General features: G+C 69.1%; 11 protein-coding genes. 7 read left to right on the top strand and 4 right to left on the bottom strand.

All coding sequences use genetic code 11. The annotated features are described in order from the left end of the window. Positions 1-205: 205 nt before the first annotated feature. The 4 genes from AC5DRG_RS20480 to AC5DRG_RS20465 form a co-directional block, all read right to left on the bottom strand. A complete protein-coding gene (locus AC5DRG_RS20480; protein ID WP_491812011.1) occupies positions 206-463 on the bottom strand; it encodes a helix-turn-helix domain-containing protein in 258 nt (85 codons plus the stop codon). Beyond that, positions 463-1,077, bottom strand: coding sequence for a hypothetical protein (locus AC5DRG_RS20475; RefSeq protein ID WP_491812010.1), 615 nt, complete (start codon positions 1,075-1,077; stop codon positions 463-465). The genes AC5DRG_RS20480 and AC5DRG_RS20475 overlap by 1 nt, the downstream gene beginning before the upstream one ends. A 110-nt stretch (positions 1,078-1,187) precedes the next feature. Continuing rightward, entirely contained in the window at positions 1,188-3,554 is a 2,367-nt protein-coding gene (locus AC5DRG_RS20470; protein ID WP_491812009.1) for a proprotein convertase P-domain-containing protein, read from the bottom strand. A gap of 347 nt (positions 3,555-3,901) precedes the next feature. Beyond that, a complete protein-coding gene (locus AC5DRG_RS20465; RefSeq protein WP_491812008.1) occupies positions 3,902-4,240 on the bottom strand; it encodes a hypothetical protein in 339 nt (112 codons plus the stop codon). A gap of 135 nt (positions 4,241-4,375) precedes the next feature. Between AC5DRG_RS20465 and AC5DRG_RS20460 the strand changes: the two genes are divergently transcribed. From AC5DRG_RS20460 to AC5DRG_RS20430, 7 genes are all read left to right on the top strand, one after another. Next, entirely contained in the window at positions 4,376-4,807 is a 432-nt protein-coding gene (locus AC5DRG_RS20460; RefSeq protein ID WP_491812007.1) for a helix-turn-helix domain-containing protein, read from the top strand. 187 nt (positions 4,808-4,994) lie between these two features. Beyond that, the gene (locus tag AC5DRG_RS20455; RefSeq protein WP_491812006.1) at positions 4,995-6,374 is read left to right on the top strand and encodes a nitrate/nitrite transporter; all 1,380 of its coding nucleotides are present in this window, start codon (positions 4,995-4,997) and stop codon (positions 6,372-6,374) included. Between the two features lie 111 nt (positions 6,375-6,485). Then, a complete protein-coding gene (locus AC5DRG_RS20450) occupies positions 6,486-7,646 on the top strand; it encodes a uroporphyrinogen-III synthase (RefSeq protein ID WP_491812005.1) in 1,161 nt (386 codons plus the stop codon). A 310-nt stretch (positions 7,647-7,956) separates the two neighbouring features. Beyond that, on the top strand, positions 7,957-8,541 hold the full coding sequence (locus tag AC5DRG_RS20445) for a CGNR zinc finger domain-containing protein (RefSeq protein WP_491812004.1): 585 nt from the start codon (positions 7,957-7,959) through the stop codon (positions 8,539-8,541). Between the two features lie 329 nt (positions 8,542-8,870). Further along, positions 8,871-9,392: a sigma-70 family RNA polymerase sigma factor gene (locus AC5DRG_RS20440; RefSeq protein ID WP_010039908.1), complete on the top strand. Its 522-nt coding sequence runs from the start codon at positions 8,871-8,873 to the stop codon at positions 9,390-9,392. Beyond that, positions 9,392-10,219 carry an anti-sigma factor family protein gene (locus AC5DRG_RS20435; RefSeq protein ID WP_491812003.1) on the top strand — a complete coding sequence of 276 codons (828 nt, stop codon included), beginning with the start codon at positions 9,392-9,394 and terminating at the stop codon, positions 10,217-10,219. Before AC5DRG_RS20440 ends, AC5DRG_RS20435 begins: the two co-directional genes overlap by 1 nt. A 107-nt stretch (positions 10,220-10,326) precedes the next feature. After that, a complete protein-coding gene (locus AC5DRG_RS20430) occupies positions 10,327-12,627 on the top strand; it encodes a HelD family protein (RefSeq protein WP_491812002.1) in 2,301 nt (766 codons plus the stop codon). Positions 12,628-12,935: the final 308 nt, after the last annotated feature.

The raw sequence follows: 12,935 nt of genomic DNA, 5'->3' as shown, positions 1-12,935 counted from the left end.
GCAAAAAAATCGCCGCCCACTCGGGATTCCCAAATGGGCGGCATGCTCACGCCTGCAAAACGGAATGCGGGGCCACTACTTCCGAGTTCTCAGCGGCGGGTGAGCCAGCGGCCCACCATGACCACCAGGGTGATGAGGACGGCCATGGTGAGGGCGATCGCGATCTTCGTGCCGGTGTCCATGACGCCGAACATGTGGGTCTCCTTCAGTGGTCGGTCGATTGACGGTCGGTCGATTCGGGGCGGTAGCTGAGCAGGTCTCCCGGCTGGCATTGCAGGACTTCGCAGATCCGGGTGAGGGTGGTGAAGCGGATCGCCTTGGCGCGTCCGTTCTTGAGGACGGACAGGTTGACGTTGGTCACGCCGACGCGGTGGGCGAGTTCGGTGACGGTCATGCCGCGTTCGCTGAGGAGCTTGTCGAGGTGGACCTCGATGTCGTGGCCCTCGTGGTCGTCGGAGGTCATCAGACGACGCCTTCGAGGTCCTCGCGCAGGGCCGCGCCGGCCCGGGTGATCCGGGCGAAGGTGAGCAGGCCGAGGCCGGTCAGTACGGCCAGGTAGGGGAAGGTCCACAGGTCCAGCCACGACCCGGCCGTGAAGTCCGCGGACCGGGCGAGTTCCGCGAGCACGGCCGCTGTGGCGTTGGCCTCGACGATCGCGACGACCAGGCTCCCGGCGAGCAGCCACCAGCCGAGCAGGCGAAGCCGGGATGCCGTGAGTGCCGTGTGGACCCCTTCCCGGGCCGCTCCCCGCAGGAGCCGGTGCAGCAGGAAGAGGCCGCTGATCAGCAGGATCGTCGAGGGCAGTTCGCCGAGTTCGTTCAGGAGGCGCAGGTATGCGTCGGGGTTCTCGGCGCAGTAGCGGGGGATCGAGCCGACCTGCGCCCCGTTCTCGGGGAGGAAGCCGTCGGGGGCGGCCGAGCTGGTGGCCGAGTCGTCGGTGACGCAGACGTTGACGTCCCCCCAACTGCCGTGGACGACGCTGAAGATCAGCCCCGCGGTCGTGAGGGCCAACAGGACACGCAGGACTGTGGACACGACCGTCGCCAGGGGTTCGAGCAACTTACGGTCTTCGGACATGCCGTGCCGCCTCGCTTATCGTTTATCGATGTTATCGAGAAACGATAAGCGAGGCGGCTGTGCGGGGCAACTCCCTGTGCGGGCACGCCGGTTCGCTGTCTGCCCGGGGGTCAGAACCTGACGACGAAGTTGTTGACCGTGCCGGTGTCGCCGGTGCCCACGTCGTCGACGCGGAGCTTCCACCAGCCGTTGACCGGCAGATCGGTCACGTCGACCGTGTAGACCTTCTTGAGCGTGCCGCCCAGTTCCTCGGCGTTGGCCTTGAGCAGGTGCATGGAGCCGTCCGGGGCGATCAGATCGATCCTGAGGTCGCCCAGGTACTCGTGCTCCACGTGCACATACACCTGGAGCTTGTCGGAGCCGACGCCGGACAGACCGGCGGCCTTGGTCCAGATCTCCGTGTAGTTCTTGTCCGGGATGGCCTTCACCGTCTGGTTCTCGTACGACGGGAACCCGAGCGACCAGCCCTTGAGGTCACCGGTGGAACCGGTGGCCGAGTCGGTGACCTTCAGGGTCCAGGTGCCGTTGGCGACCGCGTCGGTGGCGTCCACGCCGTAGGTGGTCTGGAGGGTGCCGCCGGCCTCGGAGCCGTAGGGCTTGAGCGTGTAGGACTGGCCGTCCGGGCTCTGGAGGACGAGCCGCAGGTCACCGATCTTGGTGTGGGTGATGTTCGTGTACACCTGGAGCGGGCCGGCGGCGTTGCCGTCGATGTCGGAGACGCCGATGGTGGACGTGAGGGTGCCGGTCTCGGGGATGGCCTGGCTGGTGGTCTGCTCGAACGGGGTCGGGAAGATCAGCGACCAGGTGGTCAGCGTTCCGGTGTCGCCGTCGTCGGTGTCGGTCATCCGCAGGGTCCACTCGCCGTTGGCGGGCGAGGCGGAGGCGTCGACCGTGAACTCCTGGACGATGTCGTCCGCGCCGTCGGAGGCGCTCGCGCTCTTGAGCAGATGGGTCGTGCCGGCGGGGGAGACGAGTTCCAGCTTGATGTCGCCCCGGTAGGCGTGGGTGATGTTGACGTACGCCTTGAGGTTCTTCGGCGCGTTGCCCGGGTATTCGGCGACGGTCACCGGCGAGGTGGCCGGTGTGCCGCCCGTCGACCCGGTCGGCGCGTCCGGGATGGCGATGTCCTTGTCGTTGTCGACCTGGAAGGCGCGGGGCTTCTTGTCCGCCTCGGGCTTCGGGTCGATCGCGCCGATGGCCTTGTCGACCTGGATACGCGGGGTCGTCACGCCGTTCTCGGTGATCGGCGTGCCGGTGGTGGCGAGCAGCGACACCAGGCTGGCGATGCCCTCGGTGGGGTAGGCCTGGTGGAGGACGGCGAGGGCTCCGGCGACGTGCGGAGTGGCCATGGATGTGCCGCTCTTGTTGTCGTAGCCGCTGGGCACGGAGGAGATGATGCCGTTGCCGGGGGCCAACAGGTCCAGCAGCGGACCCCGGTTGCTGAAGGAGGCGATCTCGTCGTCGTCGGTGGTGGCGCCGACGGAGACGGCGTTGGGTACGCAGGCGGGCGCGTTGACCGCGGTCGCCAGCCCGTTGTTGCCGGCCGCCACGACGGTGGCGACCCCGGCCGCGTAGAGCTTGTCGATGGCGGCCAGGCGGGCGTCCTTGGTGCACGCGCTGGTGTAACTGGCCGAGCCGAGGCTGAGGTTGGCGGCGATGATCGGGGTGCCTGCCTGCTGGAGCTGCCAGACCTTCTCCAACGCCGCGATCTGGGCGCTGGTGAAGCTGCGGACGCAGGGTGTGGTGGCGGCGGTGCCGCAGTACTTCGTCGAGTCGAACTTGCTGAAGACCTGCATGGCGACGATGTCCGCGCCGGGGGCGACTCCGGTGGCGGGTGCGCCGGTGATCCCGGTGCCGTCGCCGGCGGCGATGCCGGCCACGTGGGTGCCGTGGTCGCAGCCCTCAAGCGTCGCGCAGGGTCCGCTCGCGGAGTTGGCGGCGCCGGTGCCTTCCTGGGTCGCGGTGCCGTCGCCGCAGAGGCTGGTGGCGCCGTAGGCGGTATCGATGGGGGAGAAGCAGGCCTCCGCGACGACCCGGCCCTTCAGGAACGGGTGGTTGGTGGCGACACCGGTGTCCACGATGGCGATCGCGCTGCCTGCACCGGTCTTGCCGGCCTTGTGGGCGGTGTCGGCCCCGATGACCGGGATGCTCTCGTCCAGGCTCGGTTCGGCCAGTTCGTCCTCGGTGACGCTGACGACACCGTCCTGGGCGGCGAGTTCGTCCAGACCGGCCGAGTCGACCCGGAGGGTGACGATCGGCAGGGTCTCGAAGGACATCAGCGTCTCGCCGACGCTCGCCACGCTCGACAGGTCGTCGCGGGATTCGGTGACGACGTTGACGCGGACGGTGTCTCCGCCGGCGGTCTCGTCGTACAGCGGCGGGTCGATCGGGTCGTCCGCGGTCGTCGTCGTCGCGGTGGTGGCCGACGACGATGTGTCAGCCGCGTGGGCGGGTATCGCGCCGAGGGTCACGGTCATCACGCCGGTGATGACGGTTGTCCAGATCCGTATCCGTCTTTTCAAGTCACTCTCGCAGAATGCGGGCATGGCAAAGCATGCGGGGGATGTGAGAGAGGGCATTCCGGCAGGGGAAAGGGCCAGGCCGGACGGCGAAACGTGGGTGTACGCGCGGGAGTTCCGCGCGGAGCGTCGTCCGTCAGATGGCCGTTAGGGGAAGCGGCGGCGAGTGTGCTGTGCCCGTGGCAACAGTTGTCTGCCGACCGCAGCGGCGACATGAAGACGGTTCCGCTTGATCGCTGCACACAGTAGGGCGGTCGTGATCACGCCCGCAAGACCCTGATCAAAGTGGAAGGGGTGCCCATCATTTACGACGGCTCGTCGTCCGACGGATGCGGGCGGGCGTCCTCGGAGAGGTGCGGAGGCCGCGGTGAGTAAGGGAAGGGCAGGACCTTCGCCCCGTCCTCGTGCGTGCGCGGGGAGATATCGGCGGCCTGCTGCCTCCGGCGCCGCTCGTCGTGTTCTCCCCGATCCCGCCAGCCCTGCCCGTACGCCCTGAACTCCCGCGTCTCGATCTCGCTCCGCGTGGTGACCACGAGGTCCGGCGGGACCGGGCGTTTGATGCGCGCGGCCAGTTCCTCCCGTAGCTCGGCCGCGGCCTTGGCGTACTCCGTGCCGCTCCATCCCGCACCGTCGTTCGTGGTCACTCGGCCCCCTGTTTTCGAACATATGAGCGATAGACGTTCGAGGATACCCGAGCGAAGAGGAGTCCTCACCGATTCCTTACATGTGCGTGCTCGCAACGACATATTTCGTGCGCGCGCGAGCGTTAAGGTGGACGCATGAAGAGCGACGTCGAGCACATCGAAGAGTTCGCCGCGTGGGTCGAGGGCGTGATGCGTGCGCGCGGTTACGACATCGACAGCCCGCGCGGGGGCGGCAAGAGCAAGCTGGCCGAGGACGCGGGGGTGCACCGTGCGGCCATCACACGGCTGCTGCAGCGGCAGAGCATGCCCGATCTGGACACGATGCGCGGGCTGTCCCGGGCCCTGCGCGTCCCGGTCCGGGACGTCCTCATCCACTCGGGCAAGCTGACGGAGGAGGACCTGCCCGGCGGCCCAGGCCGGCCGTACATCTCAGCCGAGCAGGCGGCGGTCGCGCTGGGGATTCCGGAGCGCTTGAGGGCCACGTTCGTGCGGATCGCGGAGCAGTTGCGGGTGGGGGCGGTGGAGGAGGTGGGGGAGGGGCTGCTGGAACTGCGGGTTCTCCAGTGATCGTTCCCGTCCCCGGCGTCACCGTGCCGGTATTGTCCTCACCGGCGGCCATCCGCCCGAGTGAGAGCAAAGTTCCCTTCCGGTCACCCACAGCCACAGACCGGAAACGCGCTCTACCTACCTTCGGGACTCATCACCGCTCATCCCCCAATGAAGCACCCGAGCCCCGGAGCACCGTGGAGGCGTCATGACAGCCCCTAGTACAGCCCCCGCACCCAGCAGGGGAGGCCGCTGGATCGAGCACTGGGATCCCGAGGACGAGGCCTTCTGGAACCAGACCGGCGAGAAGGTCGCCCGCCGGAACCTGATCTTCTCCGTGCTCTCCGAGCACATCGGCTTCTCGATCTGGACCCTGTGGTCCGTCATGGTGCTCTTCATGGGGCCCGAGTACGGGCTCACCCCGGCCGACAAGTTCTTCATCGTGTCGATGGCGACCGCGGTCGGCGCACTCGTCCGCGTTCCCTACACCTTCGCCGTCGCGATCTTCGGTGGCCGGAACTGGACCATAGTCTCCGCGTCCCTGCTGCTGATTCCCACCATCGCCGCGTTCATCGTGATGGAACCGGGGACATCCTTCTCGACCTTCCTGCTGTGCGCGATGCTCGCCGGTATCGGCGGCGGCAACTTCGCCTCCAGCATGACCAACATCAACGCCTTCTTCCCCCTGAGGAAGAAGGGCTGGGCCCTCGGGCTCAACGCCGGCGGCGGCAACATCGGTGTCCCCGTCGTGCAGCTGGTCGGTCTCGCGGTCATCGGCGCCAGCGCCGGTCCGCGCGTCCTGCTCGGGATCTACATCCCCTTCATCGTCATCGCCGCCGTCCTCGCCGCGGTCTACATGGACAACATCACGTCCGTGAAGAACGACACCGGCGCCGCCAAGGAGGCCGTGAAGGACGCCCACACCTGGATCATGTCCTTCCTCTACATCGGGACGTTCGGGTCGTTCATCGGCTACAGCTTCGCCTTCGGCCTCGTACTCCAGACACAGTTCGGGCGTACGCCCCTGCAGTCCGCGTACGTCACCTTCATCGGCCCGCTGCTCGGCTCCCTCATCCGTCCCGTCGGCGGCTGGCTCGCCGACCGCTTCGGCGGCGCGAAGATCACGCTGTGGAACTTCGTCGGCATGGCCGCGGCCACCGGCATCATCGTGATCGCGTCGATGCAGGAGTCGCTGCCGCTGTTCACGACCGCGTTCATCTTCCTGTTCGTACTGACCGGGCTCGGCAACGGCTCGACGTACAAGATGATTCCCGGCATCTTCCAGAAGAAGGCGCAGGCCATGGGGCTGGAGGGCGAAGAAGCCGCCAGCTACAGCCGCCGGCTCTCCGGCGCCTCCATGGGGCTCATCGGGGCTGTGGGCGCGCTCGGCGGGCTCGGGATCAACCTCGCCTTCCGGCAGTCCTTCCTCTCCGTGGGCTCCGGCACCGGCGCCTTCGTAGCCTTCCTCGCCTTCTACGGGCTGTGCTTCGCGGTCACCTGGGCCGTATACCTTCGCCGCCCGGCCTCCGCGACCCAGGCCGAGGCCGCCGCAGAGACAAAGCCCCAGCTCAGCTACGCCGAGGTGTGACGTAACACCGACGACATAAAGCGGAACCGAGCCTGTCACGCACCATTGACAGGCTCGGTCGCCATGTAGGTGCAAACGACTCGAGTGTGGGACGAGAGTTACGAGAGCCATATGTACGACGAACAGCAGCGACCACAGCAGCCAGAACACGGGCCCCTGGCGGGGTTCACCGTGGGCGTGACCGCCGCGCGCCGGGCCGACGAGCTGGGGGCACTGCTCCAGCGCCGTGGGGCGGCCGTCGTGCACGCGCCCGCCCTGCGGATCGTGCCGCTCGCCGACGACAGCGAACTCCTCTCCACCACCAAGCAGCTCATCGACCAGGCGCCCGACATCGTCGTGGCGACCACCGCCATCGGATTCCGGGGGTGGGTCGAGGCCGCCGACGGTTGGGGTCTCGGCGAGGCCCTGCTCGACCGGCTGCGCGGTGTGGAGCTGCTGGCGCGCGGGCCCAAGGTCAAGGGCGCGATACGGGCCGCCGGGCTGACCGAGGAATGGTCACCGTCGTCCGAGTCCATGGCCGAGGTGCTCGACCGGCTCCTGGAGGAGGGCGTCGAGGGCCGCCGCGTCGCCATCCAGCTGCACGGCGAGCCCCTGCCCGGGTTCGTCGAGTCGCTGCGGGCCGCCGGCGCGGAGGTCGTCGGCGTCCCCGTGTACCGGTGGATGCCGCCCGAGGACATCAGCCCCGTCGACCGGCTCCTCGACGCCGCGGTCTCGCGCGGCCTGGACGCGCTCACCTTCACCAGCGCGCCCGCCGCCGCCTCGCTGCTCTCCCGGGCCGAGAAGCGCGGCCTGCAGCCCGAACTGCTCGCCGCCCTCAACCACGACGTACTGCCCGCCTGCGTAGGCCCGGTCACCGCGCTGCCTCTACAGGCCCTCGGCGTCGACACGGTCTCACCCGAACGCTTCCGGCTAGGCCCCCTCGTACAGCTCCTCTGCCAGGAACTGCCCGGCCGGGCCCGCACGCTCCCGATCGCGGGCCACCGGGTGGAGATCCGCGGCCACGCGGTCCTGGTAGACGGCGCCCTCAAACCCGTACCGCCCGCCGGAATGTCCCTCCTCCGCGCCCTGTCCCGCCGCCCCGGCTGGGTAGTGGCCCGCGCCGAACTCCTCCGCGCCCTGCCCGGCGCAGGCAAGGACGAACACGCCGTAGAAACAGCCATGGCCCGCCTCCGCACATCCCTCGGAGCCCCAAAGCTCATCCAGACGGTGGTCAAACGCGGCTACCGCCTAGCCCTGGACCCATCGGCGGACACGAAGTACGCGGGCGTCTGAGCTCCGCTGGTTGCGCAGTTCCCCGCGCCCCTTGCGGGGCGCTGTACTGCAGCCGGCTTCATCAGGCCCATCGCGACCGTGGCCGTGCCGCAGGCCAGTGGGGTCTGGCCGCCCCCATGCGGCGCAGCCGCATAGGGGCGCGGGGAACTGCGCGACCAGCCCCCACCGGACCCGCGGAAAAGAACTGCCCAACCCAGCGGAGCGCTTGGGCTTCCGGCGGCGCGAGCGGGCGGGCACTGTAGGGGGAAACGGTTCTCCCAGCCCTTCCGGACGGTCCTCACCGGGGTAACCCCAAGGCGGTGACAGGCACATGGCACTGGGTACGGTCACGGCCCCGTACGAGCTGCGGTTCGATGCCGGGCGGATCTGTCTCGACCTGCTCGCGACCACCCACCCCGAGGAACGGCTCGACGCCCTCGATCCGCTGCGTGTCTGGATCGTCCGGGCCGGACTCGTTCCGACCGGCACTCCGCTCGGGCACGTGGACTCCTCCTGGCTCGTCGACTTCCGTGAACTGCGGGGGTGGGTCGGCCAGTTGGTGCGGGGCGTGCCCGGGCATCCCTACGACCTCGCGCTCGCCCGCGTCAACGACCTCGCCCGTGCCGCGCCCCCGGCCCCCCGTGCGGTGCGGGGTGAAGACGGCACGCTCGTCAGGCAGTTGGAGGGTCCGCCCGTATGCGCGGCGCTGCTCGGCGCCATCGCGCGGGACGCCGTAGAACTGCTCACCGATCCCGTCGCGCGGGCGAGTCTGCGGGAGTGCGAAGGCGACAACTGCCCCATCGTTTACCTGGATACGTCACGGGGGCGCAGGAGGCGCTGGTGCTCCAGTGAGGTGTGCGGGAATCGGGAAAGAGTGGCCCGGCATCGGAGGCGAGCCGCACTCGCGCGAGCCTAGGTGTCCCTTATGCCTCTTCTGAGCATGCGTCATGCGGAAGTTGTCGAAGTGATTTCGACAACATCCTGTTTGCCTCCGCCGACTCCCGGGCAGCCGCAGCGATCTTGCCAATGTGGCGGAAATGTAAAGATCGTACGGGGGGTATGTGCGGCCATGTCCCCCTCGTCACGTCAGCCAGAAGAAAACTGTCGTGTCAGGTTGAACACCCAACAGCCCGTCTCCGTACCCCTGGTGGAGCGACCGACTGGGGGAACCCCCGGACACCGGAGGTGGGCGTGCGCAAGGATTCCGTCGTGGCCAATGAACGCGCACCGAGGGCCCGACATCGCATGTCCCAGCCCTCGGAACCTGACGAGGAGCTGATGCGTGCCCTCTACAGAGAGCACGCCGGACCCTTGCTCGCGTACGTCCTTCGGCTGGTCGCCGGAGACCGGCAGCGCGCCGAGGACGTCGTGCAGGAAACACTCATCCGTGCCTGGAAGAACGCCGGTCAGCTCAATCGAGCGACCGGATCGGTACGCCCCTGGCTGGTGACGGTCGCCCGGCGCATCGTCATCGACGGCCACCGCAGCCGGCAGGCCCGGCCGCAGGAAGTGGACCCGTCACCGCTGGAGGTCATCCCCGCGGAGGACGAGATCGACAAGGCGTTGTGGCTGATGACACTGTCGGACGCGTTGGACGACCTGACCCCGGCTCACCGGGAGGTGCTCGTCGAGACGTACTTCAAGGGGCGTACCGTCAACGAGGCTGCCGAGACTCTCGGCATACCCAGCGGCACGGTGCGCTCAAGGGTGTTCTACGCCCTGCGTTCCATGAAACTCGCACTGGAGGAGCGGGGGGTGACAGCGTGATGAGTGTTTACGGGGGAAACCAGGGGTTCGGCACAGGTGGTTCGGGTATGTCTGGCTCCATGCAGGGATCTCCGGGCCCGAATGACCACGAGACCGTCGGCGCCTACGCCCTCGGCATCCTCGACGACTCCGAGGCAACGGCCTTCGAGGCCCACCTCGCGACCTGCGAATGGTGTGCCCAGCAGCTCGACGAACTCGCTGGTATGGAACCGATGCTGGCCGCGCTCGCGCAGCTGCCCGGCTCCCAGGGAACTCCCGCCATCGGCGAGTCGCTGGCCGCGAAGCCGAGCCCGCAGATGGCGACCCGGCTGGTCAACGAGGTCTCCGAGCGGCGCGCCCTGACCCGCCGCAAGAGCTTCTACATGATCGCGGCGGCGGCAGCGCTGATCGTCGGCGGCCCGCTGGTCGCCGTGGCGACGACCGGCGGCGACACCGGCACCGAGGCCGGCATGAGCCACGAGACGAGCCCCGCCAAGGCCGCCTTCGAGGTCATGACCGACAAGGTCTCCGCGACGGACTCCAGCACCAAGGTCTCCGCCACGGTCGCGGTCGAGAAGAAGGACTGGGGCACCCACGCCGTTCTTCAGCTGAAGAACGTCAAGGGCCCGCTCAAGTGCGCCCTGATCGCCGTAGGCAAGAACGGCGAGCGCGAGACGGTCACCTCCTGGGCCGTCCCGAACTGGGGCTACGGCATCGCGAACGCGAAGTCGGCCGAGGCGAGGGAACCGCTCTACGTCCACGGCGGCGCCGCCTTCACCCCCAACCAGATCGACCACTTCGAGGTCGCGACCTTCGACGGGGAAAAGCTCGTCACGGTCGACGTGTAAGCCGAGGCGTAGGCCGACGCGTAAATTCGCTGGTGGTTGACAGATAGCGCCTGAGGGTCCCCTTCGCGTACGGTTGACGGCTGCCCAGCACGTCAGAAGGGGGCCCGGTGGCCGCACAGGCTCAACAGGAAACCGCGCTCGACCCGGTCCAGGACGATTCCGTCCGGGACCGGGAGATCAGCGTCGAACAAGAACACCTGGACCGGGTGTACAAGCGGCTTGAGGAGAAGATCCACGACGCCGAGTTCCTCATGAAGGACGCGGCCAAGCGCGGCCAGGTAGGTACACCTGGCGCACTCGCCGAGCGCGACGCACAGGTGTTCCGCGCCGGCATCCACCTCAACCGGCTCAACAACGAGTTCGAGGACTTCCTCTTCGGACGGATCGACCTGCTCCTCGGCAAGGACGGCGAGAAGGGCCCCGACGGCGCGTACACCTCCGTCGAGCCCGCCGAGGGCGCCGTCCGCGACGACGGCACGGCCGATATCGCCGAGACCCTCCACATCGGCCGTATCGGCGTCCTGGACTCCGAGTACGCGCCGCTCGTCATCGACTGGCGGGCCCCCGCGGCCGCCCCGTTCTACCGCTCGACCCCGGTCGACCCGGGCCGGGTCGTACGCCGCCGCGTCATCCGCTCCAAGGGCCGGCGCGTCCTCGGTGTCGAGGACGACCTCATGCGCCCCGAGCTCCGGGCCACCCTGCACGGCCACGAGCTCCCGGTGATCGGCGACGGCGCCCTCATGGCCGCCCTCGGCCAGGCCCGCAGCCACACCATGCGCGACATCGTCGCGTCGATCCAGGCCGAGCAGGACCTGGTCATCCGCGCCCCCGCCGCCTCCGTGACGTACGTCGAGGGCGGCCCGGGCACCGGCAAGACGGCCGTGGCCCTGCACCGCGCCGCCTATCTGCTGTACCAGGACCGGCGCCGGTACGCGGGCGGCATCCTGATCGTCTCGCCCACCCCGCTGCTCGTCGCCTACACCGAGGGCGTGCTGCCCTCGCTCGGCGAGGAGGGCCAGGTCGCCATCCGCGCCATCGGCTCGCTCGTCGACGGCGCCGAGGCCACCCTGTACGACTCCCCGGCCGTGGCCCGCGCCAAGGGGTCGTACCGCATGCTGAAGGTGCTGCGGAAGGCCGCCCGCGGAGCCCTGGAGCCCAGCGATTCGCCGACCCGGCTCCGGGTCGTCGCCTTCGGCCGCCGCCTTGAGCTGGAGGCCGCCGAACTCGACCGCATCCGGCAGAACACCCTCGGCGGCACCGCCCCCGTCAACCTGCTGCGCCCCCGCGCCCGCAAGCTCCTCCTCGACGCCCTGTGGGCACAGTCGGGCTCGGCCGGCCGCCACTCGGACCCCGAACTGGCCGCCGAGCTGCGCTCGTCGTTCGACGAGGACATCACCGGCGAGGACGAGTTCATCGCGTTCCTCGACGCCTGGTGGCCCGAGCTGACCCCCAAGGCCGTCCTGGCCGCGATGTCCGACGAGCGGCGCCTCGGTCGCTGGGCCCGTCGGATCCTCAACCCCGGCGAGGTGCGCCGGGTCGCCCGCTCCCTCAAGCGCGAGGGCCTGTCCGTGCACGACATCGCCATGCTCGACGAGCTCCAGGCCATCGTCGGCTTCCCGGTCCGCACCCGGAAGAGACGCGAGCTGGACCCGCTCGACCAGCTCACCGGGCTCGACGAGCTGATGCCCGTACGCGAGGAGTCGCAGCGGGAGCGGGCCGAGCGGCTCGCCCAGGAGCGCACCGAGTACGCCCACGTCATCATCGACGAGGCCCAGGACGTCACACCGATGCAGTGGCGCATGATCGGCCGCCGCGGGCGTCACGCCACGTGGACGGTCGTCGGCGACCCGGCCCAGTCGTCCTGGTCCGACCCCGACGAGGCGGCCGAGGCCCGCGACGAGGCCCTCGGCACTCGCCCCCGCCGCCGCTTCCAGCTCACGGTGAACTACCGCAACCCGGCCGAGATCGCCGAGCTGGCCGCGAAGGTACTGGCACTCGCCATGCCGGGCTCCACCTCCCCGTCGGCCGTACGGTCGACCGGCGTCGAGCCCCGTTTCGCCGTCGTGGGCGGCTCCCTGGCCCAGACGGTCCGCGACGAGGCCGCCCGCCTCCTCGACCGGGTCGACGGCACGGTCGGTGTCGTCGTCGCCATGAACCGCCGCGAGGAGGCCCGCCGCTGGCTCGCCGGGCTCGGCGACCGCGTGGTGGCGCTCGGCAGCCTGGAGGCCAAGGGCCTGGAGTACGACGCGACGGTCGTCGTCTCCCCGGCGGAGATCGCCGACGAGTCCCCGGCCGGCCTGCGCGTGCTGTACGTCGCGCTCACCCGGGCGACCCAGCAGCTGACGGTCGTCTCGGCGGAGCGGGACGTCCCGGACGCGACGGGTGTCCCGGACCTCCTGAGGGATTGATCGAGACACTGATCGGAGATTGGTCCAGATGAACTCTCGGGACGGGAATGGCCTTACGGGATCTGTTTGTTAGCCTGGGTGTGACACCGGCCCGATCCAAGCCCCCGGGCCCAACCTTCGTCGCTACGAGCGACCACTTGCCGCGAGGCGAGCATGGCGGGTCGGTGTCGCTCATCTTTCCCGCTGCGTTTCCGAGGCCCACGTCATCCGTGACGTGGGCCTCAATTCGTTGCGAACAAAACGTTCGCAATCCAGGGCGGCTACCACGTACTCATCGGTAGGTGCGACGATCGGACGGCAAACCAGCG

The organism is Streptomyces sp. JLBG701 (assembly GCF_058544905.1).
The sequence above is the reverse complement of the archived record's forward strand: the minus strand, read 5'-3'. Positions and strand labels throughout refer to the sequence as shown.